14 protein-coding genes are annotated in these 19,661 nt (G+C 34.3%); 2 read left to right on the top strand and 12 right to left on the bottom strand.

The genetic code is table 11. From position 1 onward, the window contains the following. Positions 1 to 15: 15 nt before the first annotated feature. From Q0L65_RS00710 to Q0L65_RS00655, 12 genes are all read right to left on the bottom strand, one after another. On the bottom strand, positions 16 to 477 hold the full coding sequence (locus tag Q0L65_RS00710; protein WP_296682358.1) for a hypothetical protein: 462 nt from the start codon (positions 475 to 477) through the stop codon (positions 16 to 18). Between the two features lie 104 nt (positions 478 to 581). Beyond that, on the bottom strand, positions 582 to 2,357 hold the full coding sequence (gene rpsA / locus Q0L65_RS00705; RefSeq protein WP_296682357.1) for a 30S ribosomal protein S1: 1,776 nt from the start codon (positions 2,355 to 2,357) through the stop codon (positions 582 to 584). Between the two features lie 299 nt (positions 2,358 to 2,656). Beyond that, positions 2,657 to 2,920, bottom strand: coding sequence for a hypothetical protein (locus Q0L65_RS00700; protein WP_296682355.1), 264 nt, complete (start codon positions 2,918 to 2,920; stop codon positions 2,657 to 2,659). A 65-nt stretch (positions 2,921 to 2,985) separates the two neighbouring features. After that, positions 2,986 to 4,311, bottom strand: coding sequence for a nucleoside permease (locus Q0L65_RS00695; protein ID WP_296682353.1), 1,326 nt, complete (start codon positions 4,309 to 4,311; stop codon positions 2,986 to 2,988). A gap of 66 nt (positions 4,312 to 4,377) precedes the next feature. After that, positions 4,378 to 5,073, bottom strand: a complete 696-nt coding sequence (cmk, locus tag Q0L65_RS00690) for a (d)CMP kinase (protein WP_296682351.1) — start codon at positions 5,071 to 5,073, stop codon at positions 4,378 to 4,380. Positions 5,074 to 5,216: 143 nt separating this feature from the next. Next, entirely contained in the window at positions 5,217 to 7,670 is a 2,454-nt protein-coding gene (gene lon / locus Q0L65_RS00685; protein ID WP_296682349.1) for an endopeptidase La, read from the bottom strand. A 130-nt stretch (positions 7,671 to 7,800) separates the two neighbouring features. Continuing rightward, positions 7,801 to 9,126 (bottom strand): MFS transporter, encoded by a 1,326-nt coding sequence (locus Q0L65_RS00680; RefSeq protein WP_296682347.1) that lies wholly within the window; start codon positions 9,124 to 9,126, stop codon positions 7,801 to 7,803. A 147-nt stretch (positions 9,127 to 9,273) separates the two neighbouring features. Then, entirely contained in the window at positions 9,274 to 10,089 is an 816-nt protein-coding gene (locus tag Q0L65_RS00675) for a M48 family metallopeptidase (protein WP_296682345.1), read from the bottom strand. 86 nt (positions 10,090 to 10,175) lie between these two features. After that, positions 10,176 to 12,083 (bottom strand): 1,4-alpha-glucan branching protein GlgB, encoded by a 1,908-nt coding sequence (gene glgB, locus Q0L65_RS00670; RefSeq protein ID WP_296682343.1) that lies wholly within the window; start codon positions 12,081 to 12,083, stop codon positions 10,176 to 10,178. Between the two features lie 46 nt (positions 12,084 to 12,129). Further along, entirely contained in the window at positions 12,130 to 13,767 is a 1,638-nt protein-coding gene (locus Q0L65_RS00665) for a trehalose synthase (RefSeq protein WP_296682341.1), read from the bottom strand. Continuing rightward, positions 13,767 to 15,701 carry an alpha-1,4-glucan--maltose-1-phosphate maltosyltransferase gene (locus tag Q0L65_RS00660; protein ID WP_296682340.1) on the bottom strand — a complete coding sequence of 645 codons (1,935 nt, stop codon included), beginning with the start codon at positions 15,699 to 15,701 and terminating at the stop codon, positions 13,767 to 13,769. Before Q0L65_RS00660 ends, Q0L65_RS00665 begins: the two co-directional genes overlap by 1 nt. A gap of 191 nt (positions 15,702 to 15,892) precedes the next feature. Beyond that, entirely contained in the window at positions 15,893 to 17,173 is a 1,281-nt protein-coding gene (locus Q0L65_RS00655) for a glucose-1-phosphate adenylyltransferase (protein WP_296682338.1), read from the bottom strand. A gap of 145 nt (positions 17,174 to 17,318) precedes the next feature. Between Q0L65_RS00655 and Q0L65_RS00650 the strand changes: the two genes are divergently transcribed. Together Q0L65_RS00650 and Q0L65_RS00645 are read left to right on the top strand one after the other, a co-directional pair. Next, entirely contained in the window at positions 17,319 to 18,188 is an 870-nt protein-coding gene (locus Q0L65_RS00650) for an alpha/beta hydrolase (protein ID WP_296682336.1), read from the top strand. 41 nt (positions 18,189 to 18,229) lie between these two features. Further along, positions 18,230 to 19,582, top strand: a complete 1,353-nt coding sequence (locus Q0L65_RS00645; RefSeq protein ID WP_296682334.1) for a M28 family metallopeptidase — start codon at positions 18,230 to 18,232, stop codon at positions 19,580 to 19,582. Positions 19,583 to 19,661: the final 79 nt, after the last annotated feature.

Genomic DNA, 19,661 nt, shown 5'->3' with positions numbered 1-19,661 from the left:
TTTTTTGATAATATGCTATACCACTTTTAAAATTACTCCTATTATTCCGAAAATAAAAATTAAACCATAGAGTATTAGAGTAATCAAAGCAAAAATGCCTAAGAATTTATAATGAGATTTTAAATATTCAAACGATGCGTTTAATTGTTCATTATTATTAGTAACAAAAGCTACTCTCGCTTTTGAAGAAAATTGATATAAATAGTACACAGGAAAGAAATAAATCACGGCGATTACCAAATAGATGACCGCTATAAATCCGCCACCAATTGCTCCTAAAGTAGCTTCTCCTCCACCCAAAGAACTTAATTTTGTAAATAACGTTCCCATAAATAGTGCAATCAAAACAATAAATGCGATTCCTATGAATCCCAAAATTGATAAAAAATAAGCCCATTTGGCCGCTTCTTTCAAAAATGATCTTGAGTTTTCTGTCAAATACATCTTTGTTTCTTCTGTTGTTGTAATTTCTTCCATTGTTTGTACGATTTGGTTAATCCATTAAAAATAGGAAAAAAATCAATACAATAAAAAAAGCCTCACATTACTGTGAGGCTTTTGTATTTAAAAAGAACTGAGAATTATTTTTTCTCTGTTTTTTCCATTTTAGCTTTCAAAGCAGCTAATACATCATTGTTATCTCCTAAAGTTGCAGCTGGTGCATTAGTAGAAGCAGATGAAGTATTTTCAGAAACTGTTTTCACATTTTTCTCTTCTTCTTCACGGAAGATAGCAGTGTGAGAAGCAACTACTCTTTTGAATTCTTTGTTGAATTCAATTACTTTGAAATCAGCAGATTCTCCTTTTTTCAATTTCTTACCGTCTTCTTTTTCTAAGTGACGTGTAGGAATGAAAGCAACGATATCATCACCAAATTCTACAGTAGCTCCTTTGTCAACGATTTCAGAAATCTCTCCTGTGTGGATAGTTCCTACTGCGAAAGAATCTTCGTATTGATCCCAAGGATTAGCAGTAGTTTGTTTGTGACCTAAAGATAATTTACGTCCTTCAACATCTAATTCTAATACTACTACATCTAATTTTTCACCAACATTTACAAATTCAGATGGGTGTTTGATTTTCTTAGTCCAAGAAAGGTCAGAGATATAAATCAATCCATCGATTCCTTCTTCTAATTCTACGAAAATACCAAAGTTGGTAAAGTTTCTAACGATACCAGAATGTTTAGAACCTACTGGGTATTTAGAAGTAATGTCAGTCCATGGATCTTGAGTCAATTGTTTGATACCTAAAGACATCTTACGATCGTCTCTATCCAAAGTTAAGATAACTCCTTCAACGATATCACCCACTTTTACGAAATCTTGAGCAGAACGTAAGTGAGTTGACCAAGACATTTCAGAAACGTGGATTAAACCTTCAACACCTTCAGCAACTTCGATAAATGCACCGTAATCTGCGATTACAACTACTTTACCTTTTACTTTATCACCAACAGCTAAGTTAGCATCTAAAGCATCCCATGGGTGAGCGTTTAATTGTTTCAATCCTAATTGAATTCTTGTTTTCTCATCATCGAAATCAAGGATTACAACATTTAATTTTTGGTCTAATTCAAGAACTTCACTTGGGTGATTGATTCTTGACCAAGAAAGATCAGTAATGTGGATTAATCCATCAACACCACCTAAGTCAATAAACACACCATAAGAAGTAATGTTTTTAACAACACCTTCTAATACTTGTCCTTTTTGTAATTGACCAATGATTTCTTTTTTCTGAACCTCAATATCAGCTTCAATAAGCGCTTTATGAGATACAACAACATTTTTGAATTCGTGGTTAATTTTAACTACTTTGAATTCCATGTTTTTGTTTACGTAAACATCGTAATCACGGATTGGTTTCACATCAATTTGAGAACCTGGTAAGAAAGCTTCGATTCCGAAAACGTCAACGATCATACCACCTTTAGTTCTACATTTAACAAAACCAGTAACGATTTCACCTGTTTCGTTTGCAGCGATAACTCTATCCCAAGATTTGATAGTACGCGCTTTTCTATGTGATAATACTAATTGACCTGTTTTATCCTCACGGATGTCAATTAATACTTCTACTTTGTCACCTACTTTTAAGTTTGGATTGTAACGGAATTCGTTTAAAGAAATAACACCTTCCGATTTTGCATTGATATCAACGATAACGTCTCTATCTGTAATTCTAACAACTACACCTTCTACTACTTCTTCTTGATCTGTAGCGATGAAAGTTTTTGAAACTAGTTCTTCGAATTCTTGTAAGTTTTTCTCATCTACTGCATCAATTCCTTCTTGGAAGTTATGCCAGTTAAAATTTGCTAAAAACTCTTCTTGTGATTTTAATTGTTCAGACATGCTGATTAAAAATTTGTATTCTGTATTTTCTCGGATTTCTTGATGCGAAAGAAAACAACAGAAGTTGTTTGTATAATTAATTGATACCTAGAGGAAATCCTTATCCACCAAAAGGTGCGCAAAGGTAATACATCTTTATTCAATTATCAAATTTATTTTAATATAAAACAAACGATTAATTCATTGACAATCAGTAGCAATAGTTAGCTTGAATTTGCGAAGTTAAATCTCTTAAACTTTTGTATAAAAAAAGCCATCCTTTTCAGATAGCTTTTCTTGTTATTTTATATAAAATGATATTAATTTCTAAAATAAATAATTCCTAAGGTTACTGCAATTTGACCAATCCAAAAAATAAACATCCATTTTATGATTTCAGATTTTGTATCAGCCAATTTTACATCAATTTTATAAATATCCTCTTTTGTTGCCAAAATATCTCGTTCTTTTTCTAACGATTTCTCAACTTTAGTTTCTACATATTCAGTCAAAGCTTTGGCTTCGTTTTCACCAAGCTTTTCTTTAAGAATATTGTACATTTCTATACTTGTTATCGAACTCATAATCAATACTATTTTTACAAAATTACAAAAATAAATAATTAAAAAAACATATTTAAACTAGATTACTAATGACTCACTTTTGCTACTTCTTCGGGATTGTGTTTATGTTTAAAGAAAATAGCAAACGCTAATCCGATAATTAATGCATAAGACGAGAAAGCAATCCAGATGTTATGCCAGTCTTTAATTCCGTTTTGAGTATAATAATTATCAATTACAATTCCACTTAGATAACTCCCTAAAAAGGCTCCTACTCCATTGGTCATCATCATAAACAATCCTTGAGCAGAGGAACGTATTGAAGAATCAGTTGTGGTTTCTACAAATAATGAACCTGAAATATTGAAAAAATCAAATGCCATTCCGTACACAATACAAGACAAAATAATCATCCAAAGTCCTTCCGCAGGGTCTCCGTAGGCAAATAATCCAAAACGCAACACCCAAGCAATCATTGAAAACAACATCACTTGTTTGATTCCAAAACGTTTTAAGAAGAATGGAATTGCCAAAATAAACACCGTTTCCGAAATTTGAGAAATAGACATAATAATAGTTGACGAACTCACTACAATTGAATCTTTATATTCTGGAAAGTTTTTAAAATCATTGAGATACGCATCTCCATACATATTGGTTAATTGTAAAGCGGCTCCCAAAAACATAGAAAACAATAAGAATAATGCCATTTTTGAATTGGAAAACAATTTAAAAGCATTCAAACCCAACTGTTCTGTAAAAGACGCTTCTTTTGAGATCAATCGTTGTGGAGGACATTTTGGCAAGGTAAAAGAATAAATCCCTAATACAATGGCAAAAAATGCAGCAAAATAAAACTGATTAGCTGTAACAGGGCTGTCTAACAAAGTAGCAATTCCATTACCAACACTCAAACCAAAATCATGTAAAAAACTTGGTGGATTTGGCGAACTAAAAATATTAGTCAACCACATTGCAGCGATAAAACCAACAGTTCCCCACACACGAATAGGCGGAAAAACTTTTACTACATCGTAATCATTATTTTTCAGAATAGTATACGCAATAGAATTTGACAAAGAAATCGTTGGCATATAGCAAATCATTGCTCCAAAAATCACGTAATACAATACATTTGGATCATCTACTTTTGGAACATAGATCAATATGATTCCGTACAAAATATGAAGGATTCCGTATAATTTTTCAGCATTAAGCCACTTGTCAGCAATAATCCCAGTGATAGCAGGCATGAATAAAGAAGACAAGCCTAAAGTGGAGAAAATAGCACCAAATTCAGCTCCTGTCCAACCTTTAGCATTAAAGCAATAGGTCCCAATTGTGATTAACCAAGCTCCCCAGACAAAAAATTGCAAAAAGCTCATGACTGTCAATCTAAATTTTATACTCATAATTATTTTATGTATTTGTAATAAATAGTTTGTAAATCTAACATTAAAAAAGAAATACGCAAAAATTTAATTCTCTTTAATAATAGCATTCACTAAGTCCAAAACAGCGTCAAACTGCTCTTCTCTACTAAGGTAGGAATTGTCAATTTCAACAGCATCTTCTGCCATTACCAAAGGTGAGTCATCGCGATGGGTGTCAATATAATCTCGTTCTTCCACATTTTTCAATACTTCTTCATACGTTACTGAATCTCCTTTTTGCAACAATTCATCATAACGTCTTTGAGCTCGAGTGGCTGCGCTAGCCGTCATAAAAATTTTCAATTCGGCATCTGGAAATACAACCGTACCAATATCACGACCATCCATAACAATTGCCTTGTTCTTCCCCATTTCTTGCTGTTGTTCCACTAATTTAGCGCGAACTTCAGATACTTCAGCCACCTTACTTACAAAACCAGACACTTCAATAGTACGAATAGCTTTTTCTACATTTTCACCATTCAAGTACATTTCTGCAAAACCCAATTCGCTATTAAATTTAAATTCTAAAACTATGTTTTTTAATTCATTAAGTAGTTTTACCTTATCAAAAAAATTAGCTGAAATTAAATTATTTTGCATCGCAAATAAAGCCACTGCTCGGTACATTGCTCCTGTGTCTACATAAATATAACCTAAGTGTTTTGCCAGTTGCTTTGCCAAAGTACTTTTTCCAGTAGATGAAAATCCGTCTATAGCTATTGTGATTTTTTTTGTCAAAATATAATGTGTTAATGCTGTTCTATTCAACTATGAGTTGCGAAGATAAAATTATAAATACAATAAACGAAAAATTCCAAACTCCAAAACCGAAAAATATTCAGTTTGGAATTTGGAATTAGTTTTTTGGAACAAAATTAATATTACACTAACTTCTTCGCATTTTTAACTTTCTGTTCAGTTATGGCTATTTTCAAGACTTCGATCATCTCTTTCACATAATGAAACGTAAGTCCTTCTAAATATTCTGGTTTGATTTCGTCAATATCACTTTTGTTTTCGTGACACAAAATAATCTCCTTAATATTAGCTCTTTTTGCAGCTAATATCTTTTCTTTGATTCCGCCCACAGGCAATACTTTTCCTCTCAACGTAATTTCGCCAGTCATGGCTAAATTTTTCTTGACTCTTTTTTGAGTTAAGAGAGACACCAAAGAAGTTAGCATAGCAATACCGGCACTTGGACCATCTTTTGGTGTTGCTCCTTCTGGAACGTGTAAATGGATGTTATATTTGTTTAATATTTCCGAATTCAGTCCCATAATGTCCGAATTGGCTTTAATATACTCCAAAGCAATTGTAGCCGATTCTTTCATGACTGTCCCTAGATTTCCTGTAAGAGTCATAGCGCCTTTTCCTGGAGAAAGTAACGATTCGACAAACAAAATATCTCCTCCTACACTGGTCCAAGCCAATCCTGTAACCACTCCTGCGACATCATTACTTTCGTATTTATCTCTTTCCAATCTTGGAACACCTAATACTTTTACAATGTCTTCATCAGTTACTTTTTTATTGTACTCCTCCTCCATTGCAACTGATTTTGCTGCATTTCGAATGACTTGTGCCAATTTATTTTCCAAGCCACGAACCCCTGATTCACGCGTGTACCCTTCTACAATTTTTTCCAATTGTTTTTTAGCAATAGTCAAATCTTTAGAAGTCAGACCATGTTCTTTCAACTGTCTTGGAAACAAATGTTGACGAGCAATTTCCACTTTTTCTTCAATGGTGTAGCCCGACATTTTAATCACTTCCATTCTGTCACGCAAAGCAGGTTGGATAGTTGCCATATTGTTTGAAGTAGCAATAAACATTACCTTAGACAAATCATAACCCATTTCAAGGAAGTTGTCATAAAATGAATTGTTTTGCTCTGGATCCAAAACTTCTAACAAAGCCGAAGATGGATCGCCGCTATGACTGTTTGATAATTTATCTATTTCGTCCAAAACAAAAACGGGATTCGATGTTCCTGCTTTTTTCAAACTTTGAATAATTCGCCCTGGCAAAGCGCCAATATATGTTTTTCTATGACCTCTAATCTCCGCTTCATCACGCAAACCTCCTAGAGAAATGCGAACATATTTTCTACCTAATGCCTCTGCAATAGAACGCCCAATCGATGTTTTACCCACACCCGGAGGTCCTGTCAAACAAATAATGGGTGACTTCATATCATTTCGCAATTTTAAAACTGCCAAATGTTCAATCATTCTTTTCTTCACGTCTTCCAAACCAAAATGATCTCGATCCAGAATTTTTTGTGCGCGTTTTAAATCGAAATTATCTTCTGAAAACACGTTCCAAGGCAAGTCCAAAAACAAATCCAGATAGTTTCTTTGGATACTAAAATCAGGTGCTTGCGGATTCATTCTACGCAACTTAGATAGTTCTTTTTCGAAATGTTTTTGCGTAGTTTCATCCCATTTTTTAGTTTTGGCACGCTGACTCATTTCGTCAAACTCTTCTTCATGCGAAACACCACCCAATTCTTCCTGAATGGTTTTCATTTGTTGATGAAGAAAATATTCACGTTGTTGTTGGTCTAAATCAAAACGCACTTTGGACTGAATGTCATTTTTCAATTCCAATTTTTGCAACTCTACATTCATAAAACGTAAAGTTTCTAAAGCGCGATCTTTTAGATTATTAATTTTCAACAAATCTTGTTTCTCTTTTACCGAAAGATTCATGTTAGAAGAAACAAAATTGACCAAGAACGATTTACTTTCAATATTTTTAATAGCAAAAGTAGCTTCACTAGGCAAATTAGGACTTTCTTGGATAATCTTAACAGCTAATTCTTTCAGTGAATCAATAATTGCATTGAACTCGGTATCGTTCTTTTTAGGCCGTTTTTCAGGCACTTCTTTTACTGTAGCAGTAATATAAGGTTCTTCTGAAACTACTTCTGCAATTTCGAAACGTTTTTTTCCTTGTAGAATAACTGTAATATTACCATCAGGCATTTTTAGCACACGTAAAATTCGGGCTACCGTTCCAATAGTATTAATATCAGCTTTAGTTGGGTCTTCGTCTTCCTCGTTCTTTTGTGCTACAACACCAATATTTTTTCCTGATGCGTTAGCATCATTAATTAGTTTAATCGATTTGTCGCGTCCTGCGGTAATTGGAATAACAACACCTGGAAACAAAACCATATTGCGCAATGGCAAAATTGGTAATGAATCCGGTAATTCTTCATTATTCATTTCCTCCTCATCTTCGGGCGTTAATAATGGAATTAATTCAGCATCTGAATCAAATTCTTGAAGTGACAGATTGTCAATTGTGAGTATTTTATGATTTGACATAAAGTATAATAAGTCGTTTTGTCATTAATTTTTATAATTCGATTGGTCTATGCAATTGGCAATGCAGTTCTAAAGACCGACTCTTAATAAGTCAATCTCTGTGCCAAAACAGAAAACCAAATAGAAATGATTATTCTAATTCAGTAGTTTTGGGAACACGTCGTAATAGAACAAGTCCAATTACAAAGAAGATACCTAAAAACACGATGGCAAATCGCGGACTACCCGTAATTTGATCTATGATTCCATAAACACACATCCCAATAACAATTCCGATTTTTTCGGCTACGTCATAAAAGCTAAAAAATGAAGCCGTATCTTCAGATTCCGGTAACAATTTTGAGTAGGTAGAACGAGATAATGCTTGAATTCCACCCATTACCAAACCGACTAAACCCGCCATCACATAAAAATGAATGGGCAATGTGATGAAATAGGCTAAAGCACACAATACTACCCAGAAAGCATTAATAGCAATCAAAGTAGGTATGTTTCCATATTTAGCAGATGCTTTAGAAGTAAAGGTAGCCCCCACAATAGCAACTAACTGAATCAATAAAATACAGATAATCAAACCAGTAGTACTCTCACTTTGCGAAGCCCATTGAATTTCTTGTTTTCCAAAATAGGTTGCAATCAACATTACCGTTTGCACTGCCATACTATACACGAAGAAACTAGCAAGGTATTTTTTCAAAGCCAAATTTTCGGATAATAAATTCCAAACTTTTAATAACTCTTTGTAACCGTTGAATACAATGTGTTGTTTTATTTTACTTGCTACAATTTTATTGCCTTTTGGCAAATAGTAATAGGTATATTGGCTAAACAAAATCCACCAAATACCTACCATCACAAAGGAATACCGCATGGCTTTTAATGCTGCTTCATTCTCATTACCTGTCATTCCAAAAAAATCAGGCTTCATAATCATAGCCAAATTAACCACAAGTAAAATTACACTCCCAATGTACCCATAAGAAAAGCCTTTGGCACTAATTTCATCTTGTTGTTCAGCAAAAGCTATGTCCGGCAAATACGAATTATAAAAAACCCAACTTCCCCAAAAGCCCACTAATCCTAAAAAATAGAATATTAAACTGAGGTAAATATTTTCAAGACTAAACCAATACAATCCAATACAAGATAAGGCACCCAAGTAGCAGAAGAACTTCATGAATGATTTTTTATTACCTACATAATCTGAAATTCCGGAGAGGATTGGAGAAATAAAAGCCACCACTAAAAAAGCAAAAGCAGTAACAAAACTAATTAAGGCCGAGTTCTTAAGCGAGAAACAAAAAATAGTGATATAATGGCTGCGTTCTGAGAATAAGGCTTCATAAAAAATAGGGAAAACAGCGGAGGATATTACTAATGAATATACTGAATTAGCCCAATCATAAAATGCCCAAGCATTCAATAATTTCTTATCCCCTTTTTGTAAATCTGCCATAATTATTTTGGTTTAGGGGACTAATTTATTTATTTTTTAATTAGTATCACAAAAACTAGATATAATTCGGACTTTAAACTGTAATTTGTAAAAAAACGGGCTATTCTTTAAGAAAAGAATAGCCCGTTTTTTTATGAACTGATTAAATTATCTAGCTATAATTCCAACTTTAGTAGCAATCGCTTTCGCCTCTGGAATTAATGCTCTTAAATTGTCTATTCGAGTAGCATCAGAAGGGTGAGTACTTAAAAATTCAGGTTGGGATTTTCCAGATGATTTAGCAGCCATTCTTTCCCAAAAAAGTACAGACTCCTCTAGATTGTAACCCGCAATAGCCATCAATGTTAAACCAATCTTATCTGCTTCGCTTTCATGACTTCTGCTAAAAGGTAACATTACGCCTACTTGAGATCCAATACCGTAATATTTTTGCCACATTTCTTGCTTTTCAGCACTCTCTTTACCTGTCGCTAGAGCTACTCCTACAGCTCCTATCTGTTGTAACTGAGTTGCGCTCATTCGTTGCGCTCCATGATTGGCTAAAGCGTGAGAAACTTCATGCCCCATAACCGTTGCTAACCCAGCTTCATTAAGGGTTACGGGTAATATTCCTGAATAGACTACAATTTTACCTCCTGGCATACACCACGCATTGATATCTTTGCTTTCTACTAACTTATATTCCCATTCATAGCCTTTCAGATATTGCGTTTGCCCCAAATAATTCAAATATTTTTCGGCGGCTAATTTAATTCTGATACCTACTTTCTCCACTAATTTAGCATTAGCAGTACCTGTAATTACTTTATTTTCTTTTAAAAACGTTCCGTATTGTTGGAATGATGACGGAAATAATTCTGCATTTGAAACAAAATTAAGTGTTGATTTTCCTGTCAATGGGTTGGTTGCACAAGAAAATAATAATCCAAAAGCGGATAGTCCTAGTAAAAAATATTTTTTCATTCGATTTAGATTTAAGAGTTACAAATTTATAGTTTTTAAATCTTTATTAAAATCTAAATCGAACAAAAACAAAATATACGGTTGAATTACGAAATTCTGAATACCATGACCGCCAAAGGAGCTAAATCTAATTCTATAGAATAATCTCTACCATCATAAGGCGAATTTTCTATGGTTAATTTACCTGAATTAGCTACACCGCTTCCTCCAAAAACTTCGGCATCACTATTGAATATTTCGACTAATTTTCCTTTTTTAGGCAAACCAATTCTGTAATTTTTACGCACTACAGGAGTGAAATTACACACTACAATCACATCTTCTTTTGAGTTATTTCCTTTACGGATATACGTCATTACTGCATTATGATGATCGGAATAGTTAATCCACTCAAATCCTTCGGGACTGAATTGTTTTTCATGTAAAGCAGGTTGACTTTTATACAAATCATTCAAACCTGCAATTAACTTTCTTACTCCTTCATGAAATGGATATTGCAGTAAATGCCAATCCAAACTTTGTTCAAAATTCCATTCCCCACTTTGCCCAAACTCAGCTCCCATAAAAAGCAACTTGGTTCCAGGATGCGTAAACATATAACCGTAAAGCAATCGTAAATTGGCAAATTTTTGCCATTCATCACCCGGCATTCTACCTGCAATGGAGCATTTTCCATAGACAACTTCGTCATGTGAAAGTGGTAACATAAAATTCTCTGAAAAAGCATAGGTCATTGAAAAAGTCAAATCATTTTGATGGTATTTTCTGTGAATTGGATCTTTTTTAAAGTATTGTAATGTATCGTGCATCCAGCCCATCATCCATTTCATACCAAAGCCTAAACCACCTGCAAATGTTGGTCTTGAAACCATTGGAAACGAGGTGCTTTCTTCAGCAATAGTTTGCACACCTTCATAATTAGCATAAACGGCTTCGTTAAAATCTTTTAAGAAACTAATCGTATCTAGGTTTTCTCTTCCACCAAAAATATTAGGCTCCCACTCCCCGTCTTTTCTAGAATAATCCAAGTACAACATCGAAGCTACTGCATCTACACGAAGTCCATCAATATGATAATGTTGTAACCAAAATAAAGCGTTACTAATCAAAAACGAACGCACTTCATTTCGTCCATAATTAAAAACCAAACTTTTCCAATCGGGATGATATCCTTTGCGTCTGTCGGGATGTTCAAAAAGATTCGAACCGTCAAAGAAGCCTAAACCGTGCGCATCGTCAGGAAAGTGTGAAGGAACCCAGTCCAAAATCACTCCGATTCCTGCTTGGTGTAGTTTGTCTACCAAAACCATGAATTCTTGTGGAGTTCCAAAACGAGAAGTTGGCGCAAAATAACCGACTAGTTGGTAGCCCCAAGAAGGATCATACGGATACTCCATCACAGGCATAAACTCTACGTGAGTAAAACCTGTTTCTTTTACGTATGCTACTAATTCATCCGCAAATTCTAAATAGGTCAAAAATCGATTTTCTGAACCATGACGTTTCCAAGAACCCAAATGCACTTCGTAAACCGAATACGGCTTATCCAAAGCATTGTGTTCTTTACGGGTTTTCATCCAATTAGTATCTTTCCATTTGTAATCCAAATCCCAGATTACAGAAGCTGTAAGCGGTGGTTTTTCACAGTAAAATGCAAAAGGGTCTGCTTTTTCAGTGATTATTCCACCATTTTCAGATTGAATTTTATATTTGTAAGTAGTTCCTTTTTGAACTCCAGGAATGAATCCTTCCCAAATTCCAGAAGAATCCCAACGAACATTTAATTGATGCTCGCCTTGAATCCAATAGTTAAAATCTCCAACTACAGATACAGAACGTGCTGATGGTGCCCAAACAGCAAAATAAACACCCGAAACTCCATCTACTTCAATCGGATGCGCTCCTAGTTTTTCATAGAGTCTAAAATGTTTTCCTGCTTTAAATAAATCAATATCAAAATCGGTAAAAAGGGAATATCCTTGTACTTTGCTCATTGTGTGTTTTTATTTCTATAAGTATCAAATATACTTTTATATACTACTAATTTTTATCAAATTCCATAATACTTGCAATTCCGGTCAACGGAATTACAGACCAACGCGGACGTGAATTGAGTTCATATCCCAGTTCATATACTGCTTTTTCTAACAAGCAATATTTCAACAAAAAGTCGATTTCTTTGTTGTAACCAATGTTCAAATTACCTGCTTGAGCCACTTCTACATAAGTTTGCAAAAAGACCCCTACAAAATATTTAAACAACACTTCCCCTGCTTGAAACAACTCTTTTTGTTCGTAAGGATACTTCTCTTTATTATTAAAAATCGTTGCGTAAATAGCATAATGAAACGAACGAAACATCCCAGCTACATCTTTCAATGGCGGCTGCTTCACTTTTCGATCTCGAATGGTACTTTCTGGCTCTCCTTCAAAATCCAAAATATAAAAATCATCTCCGTTGACCAACACTTGTCCTAAATGATAATCTCCGTGAATTCTAATGCGTTCTGATTTCATTTTAGTCCAATCAAAATCCAAAAATAATTTTCGAATTGATTTTTTATGATCTAAAAATTGATTGGCTAAATCCAACGCTAAACCATCTAGTTTATGCAAATTATTTTCTAGAATATTCAAACGATTCTGAAATTGATACGTTAACCTATTTTTAAGCCAAACCGTATAATCTCCGTTGTATGTAGTCGGTGTAAAAGCCGTTTCGTGAATGTCACTTCCTAAAGCAATGTGCATTTCTGCGGTGCGTCTGGCTAAAGTTTGAATGCGCAAAATAACACTCAATCCTGCCCAATCAATAATTTCTGGAGGAACTTCATTCAACCGCAATTTTTGAAATAATTCAATATTGGGAAGTTTGTCGATTTTGATTTTTTTAGCACTCAAATTAGAAAAAATTCGATCCACTTCTTCTAACATATATTTCCAAGCATCACCTTGATTTGGAACCAATTCTTGCATCAATCCCAACGTGATATCGCCCTCTGAAAAATTAACACTAATACTTCCTTTATATTCTGGCGAACTTTTAAAATTCATTCTCTCAGTAAGAAAACGACTGATTTCATAGTCTGGATTCATACTAATATAAATTCTTCGAAAAATCTTTAAGACTAAGTTATCGTTGTAAATAATCGAAGTATTGCTTTGCTCTACTCCCATAAATTTGGACGAAATATACTCTTTGTCTAACAATTTTACTCCTTTATGAAAATTCACTTTAGAAATATCATTTTCTTTAGAAGTAATAATTTTATCAAATAGTAATTTTCTGAAATCTTCTTGATGTAACGCATCGACCAAGAATCCATCCTTACCATTCAATTGAACAGGAGCAATAATTGTATTCGTATCCAATTCTTCTTCTAACATAAAAGAAATGGGCATGAAATAATGTTGAAAGAAAGCCTCTTTAAAATTGACTTCTAACAACACTCCGTAATAGTTGTTGTTCTTTGATGTGATTTTGAAAGAATCAACGACTTCGATGTATTTCAAAGTACTTGCCTTACCCCCATACCAACGTTTATTGATGATGTAGTTTTCTAAAATATCTGACGAAAAAACTTTTATAAATTCTTCGTCGTCAAAGGCATTCTTCCAATCTGTTTTAAAAACAAATGGATTTTGAAATTCGTCTTCGTTGATTTTATTTTCTTTCATTATCGCTGAATTTTAAATAAATGAAAAGGTAGTTCTGGAGAAAGTTCTATAAAATTCCATTCTTGATTCCAAAAATATGTATTACCCGTTATCAAGTCTGTAACCTGAATTTGGGTTGTTTCCAAATGTTCTACAGGAATTCTAATCGTGGTTTGAATGGTATTAAATGCGTCTAAATTCACTACCATCAAGGTTTCATTTTGTTTCTCATCATCAAACTTATAATAGGCCAATACTTGATCGTTATTGGTGTCGCAAAAAACAATATTGTTAGTTTGTTGTAACGAAGTTTGCTGTTTTCTTATGAAATTGATTCGAGTGATTAGCGTGGTTATTTTATTTTGCTGATTCCAATCCCATTTCACAAACTCGTATTTCTCAGAATTCAGATATTCTTCTTTTCCAGGAGCCTGTGGTTCGCAAACACGATATTCAAATACTGGCCCATAAATTCCAACACTAGAACTCAAAGTAGCTGCTAAGAAATACTTTTGCAAATGCACCGACTCGTTACCACTTTGCAAGGCAAACGGATTAATATCGGGAGTATTTGGCCAAAAATTAGGTCGGTAAAATTCTTTTTGTTCCGATTGCGTTAATTCGGTTACATACTCTGTCAATTCACTTTTTGTATTTCTCCAAGTGAAATACGTATATGATTGACTGAAACCTTGTTTAGCCAATTCGTTCATAATTTTTGGACGTGTAAAAGCTTCCGCTAAAAACAGTACATCTGGGTGTTTTTTCTTAATTTCAGCAATGAGCCAACCCCAAAAGTAAAAAGGTTTGGTATGTGGATTATCGACCCTAAAAACACGAATTCCGCATTCTTCTACCCAAAACAGCGCCACATCAAGCAACTCTTTCCAAAGGTTTTTCCAGTCGCTACTTTCAAAATAAATAGGCAAAATATCTTGGTATTTTTTAGGCGGATTTTCAGCATATTGTACCGTGCCGTCAGGACGCCATTTGAACCATTGAGGAAATTCTTTTACATAAGGATGATCTGGAGCCGCTTGTAGCGCATAATCCATAGCTACTTCAATTCCCAAATCCTTGGCTGTTTTCACTAAAGATTTGAAATCTTCAATTGTTCCTAATTCAGGATGCGTTGATTTATGCCCACCATACTGGGAACCAATTCCCCAAGGAGAGCCTACATCTCCAGGTTCGGCATTAGTTGCATTATTTTTTCCTTTTCTATTTACTTCTCCAATAGGATGAATGGGCGGAAAATACAAGGTATCAAATCCCATTGCTGCCACTCTTGGCAAAAGCGTTTCACAGTCTTTGAACGTTCCGTGTTTGCCTTCTACTTGCGAAGCAGAACGTGGAAAAAACTCGTACCAAGTGCTAAATAATGCTTTTTCTCTATCTACATACACTTGTAATTCTTGCGATTGATTGGCAAGAAAACGCGTTGGGTACTTCTTGAAAATTTGTGTTAACTCGTGCGAAATTGCTTCTCTAACTCCATTATCGTATTCGGATTCTGTTGAGAACAATTTGACTACAGTGTCCAAGTATTTTTTTTCTTCTTTAGAAGCTAGTTTAAGAATTTCTTTTACATATTCTGCACCTTCTAACAATTCTGACTTAACCTGTTGGCTATCAAAAATTTTACGTTCGGTACCGTGTTGCCAATTCAGCGCATAATCTACCCAACCTTCAACAAAATAAGTATAAGTTCCTTGTTTTTCGACTTTAAATTCACAATACCATTCGTCGTTATCAGCAGGAATCATTCGAATTTCTTGCCATTTTTTATCCGATTGATGTTTGAATTTTACGGCACATTGAATAACATCATGCCCATCTGAAAAAACAGAAGCGGTTACTCTAACTTTTTGATCAACAATTCGTTTTATTGCAAAGACACCTCCATCTAATTGAGGCAAAACATTTTCTATTATAATACGGGTTTGATTCTGCATTGTATGAAATTATAATGAATTCGAAATTTAGTAAAAAAAACAGATGTGCAAAACTTTAGAATAAAAATTACGGGTATTCTAAAAAAAATAGGTTTTGAATGCTAATAATTGTAAATAAATTTAAAATTATCAGTAATTACTCCATTATATTTCACCAATTGCATTTTTTATGGAGAAGCTATTCAGCTGAATTACTTCACAACAAAATTATTAGGAATGATAGCTCCTTTTTTAATCACTACAATTCCATCTTTAACAGCATACAACTCATTGGAACAATTTTCTAAATGTTTACCTCCATTAATATGTACATCGTTACCAATTCGGACATTCTTATCGACAAGTGCGTTATTGATAAAACAACGTTCACCAATACCCACTAATAGTTTGTTATTATAAATATCCTCGTTCATATCTTCCAAACTTTGATAATAGTCATTCCCCATTACATAGCTATTCTGAATAACAGTATCTACACCTATTCGGGAACGAATTCCAATAACTGATTTTTTAATTTCTTTAGCATTTAAAATACATCCTTCCGAAATTAAAGACTTTTCTATTAGCGTTTTTTGGAATTTAGAAGGCGGTAGTAATCTTGGACGCGTATAGATTTTATTTTCATTATCAAACAAATTGAATTGCGGAATATCGTCTGTCAATCCAATATTGGCTTCAAAAAATGAATCTATATTTCCAATATCTGTCCAATAACCTTCATATTGGTAACTCAATATTTTTTGATGACCAACGGCTTGAGGAATAATTTCTTTTCCAAAATCTTTGGTATCCGGATTTTTCATCAACTCTACCAATAGTTTTCTATTGAAAATATAAATCCCCATAGAGGCTAAATAATGTTTCCCTTGTGCTTTCATTTCGTCGCTCACATCCGATTCCCATTGTGGCAATAACTCTGCGGCTGGTTTTTCTATAAAAGCCTCAATACAACTTTCGGAGTTGGTTTTTAAAATCCCGAATTCGGGTGCATCTTTAGCATTGACAGGCAATGTAGCAATAGAAATATCGGCCTGAGCAGCGATATGGGCTTCAATCATTTCATTAAAATCCATTTGGTACAATTGGTCACCAGAGAGAATCAAAGCATAATCAAAATCATGATTGAGGAAATGAGGCATGCATTGGCGCACCGCATCCGAAGTACCTTGAAACCAAGTAGGATTGTCAGGCGTTTGCTCGGCAGCTAAAATATCAACGAATGAATGGCTAAATACACTAAAATTGTAGGTGTTTTTGATGTGTGCATTTAAAGACGCCGAATTGAACTGCGTTAAAACAAACATCCTATAAATATCGGAATTTAGACAATTGGAAATAGGTATATCGACTAAACGGTATTTTCCACCTATTGGAACTGCGGGTTTTGATCGGGTTTCTGTTAATGGATACAAGCGAGAACCTTGTCCTCCTCCTAAAATAATCGCAATTACATTTTTCTTTTTTGCCTTCATTTCCGAATGAATATTTAATGTTAGTAAAAGTGTTATGGATTCTTCAAAATATTGGGATACTACATTGTTAATTAAAGTACTTTTATGTTTTTCTAAATTTAGTAAAAAAACGATTACTTTAGAACTTTCTTAAAAAATTACGACAATGTCAAAAAAGACAATAAATTCGCCTAAACCATTAGCGATTCCTAAAATTATACTATTGATTAGTACATTTTTAAGCAGTATTTCTACACGGGCTGTTACTTTATTTGCTGCTAAATTATTTACTACTCCCATCAAACATAAAGTTCCTAAGCGAGAATTGGCTATGGATAGAACTAGTAAACAACAATTAATTCCTATTCCTGCCATCAATAAATCGATTATGGTGTATGAATATGGAAATAGTACAAAAAAAGTGCTTTTAGTTCACGGTTGGTCAGGTCGAGGAACACAACTTTTTAAAATTGCCGATGCGTTACTAAAAGAAGGTTATACAACTATCAGTTTTGATGCCCCTGCTCACGGAAAATCACCAGGAAATTCAACTATTATGATTGAATTTATTGCTTCCATTTTTGAATTGGAAAGACAATTTGGACCTTTTGAAATTGCTATCGGACATTCATTAGGTGGAATGGCAGTATTGAATGCCGCAAAATCAGGATTAGAAGTTCAAAAAATCGCAGTCATTGGCAGTGGAGATATCGTTCAAGATATTTTGGATAACTTTATTTCAAGTCTACAATTAAAGCCAATTATTAGTCAGAAGTTGCGCAACTATTTTGAAACAAAATATGGAGAGGCCATGGACAATTATTCTGCTTATAAAGCCGCATCGGCTCTCGAAATTCCTATTTTGGTCATCCACGACAAAAACGATCTTGAAGTTCCTGTTGAAGCAGGAATGCATATTTACCAACATGTGAAAAATGGAGACTTGATGTTAACAGAAGGATTAGGGCATCGAAAAATACTAGGCGATGCTCATGTCATTCAAAAAGTAATTGAATTTATTAAGACCAATAACTAAAACTGTTTCGTTAACTTTGACCTATCTAAATAACTGAATTTATGAAAACTACTTCATTTTTATATGCAATACTACTCTTGTTCATTTTCCAAAACAACAATGCACAAACTACTATAAGTGATCCCGAAATTAAAAAAATGGTTTCGGAAGTTAGTGCTTCCAATATGGAAACTACTATTCGTAAATTAGTGTCTTTTGGCACACGCCATACCCTGAGTGATACCAAAAGTAATACTCGTGGAATTGGTGCTGCACAGCGTTGGGTAAAAGCCGAATTTGATAAGTATGCATTAGGGTCAAACGGAAGATTAACGGCTAAAATCGATTATTTTACAGTCAAAGCAGATGGAAAAAGAATCGCAACAGACAGTCAATTAGGCAATGTTATGGCAACTTTAAAAGGTACCGACCCAACAGACGATCGAGTTTTGATAATTAGTGGCCATTTGGATTCACGTGCAACAGATGTAATGAATACTACAATTGATGCTCCTGGTGCCAATGACGATGGTTCTGGTGTAGCTGCCATGATGGAAATTAGCCGAATTATGTGTAAGAGAGAATTCCCTTTTACGATTATTTTTGTGGCCGTTGTTGGAGAAGAACAAGGATTATATGGCGCTAAACATTTAGCCGATAAAGCCAAAGCAGAAAACTGGAATGTAGTAGCCATGCTGAACAACGATATGATTGGCAACAGTTTATCTAACGGAACAGGCTTGCGAGACAATTTAAACGTGCGTGTTTTTAGCGAAACCATTCCGTATTTAGAAACCGAAGCCGAAGCAAAAATCCGCAAAGCAACCAATCGTGAAAATGATAGTCCGTCACGTCAATTGGCTCGCTATATCAAAACAACGACAACTCAATATGTTGACCAATTGAATATCAATTTAGTGTACCGAAACGACCGTTTTCTTCGAGGAGGAGACCACACTCCTTTTTGTCAAAACGGATTTACAGCTATTCGCTTTTGCGAAATGAATGAAAATTACGATCATCAACATCAAGACGTGCGCCTTGAAAAAGGAACACAATACGGAGATTTGCCTGAATTTATGGATTTTGAATACATGCGAAAAGTAACTTGTGCCAACTTAGCCACTTTGAGTAACTTAGGTTGGTCTCCAAAATCACCAAAAAGTGTTGGTATAAAAATAAGTGAGTTGACTAACTTTTCTGATTTAGTTTGGACCGCTCCTGAAGGCAAACCAGTATACGGATATAACATTCTAATTCGAGAAACCTCAGCTTCGCAATGGGAGAAAACAGTATTCGTAAAAGATAGTGCTGTTACTATTCCGTATTCAAAAGACAATTATTTCTTTGCAGTACAAGCGGTAGATGAATTGGGACATGCCAGCTTACCCATCTTTCCCGTTCCAGTTAGATAATAAAAAAAGAAATGTTACTAAAGTTAAGTTAATCTTGTCAAACTGAACTTGTTTCAGTTTCTATACTAATACATGTATA

This window comes from Flavobacterium sp., from assembly GCF_024642105.1.
Classification (GTDB): domain Bacteria; phylum Bacteroidota; class Bacteroidia; order Flavobacteriales; family Flavobacteriaceae; genus Flavobacterium.
Note: the sequence above shows the minus strand (reverse complement) of the source record. Positions and strands in the feature narration are given on the sequence as shown.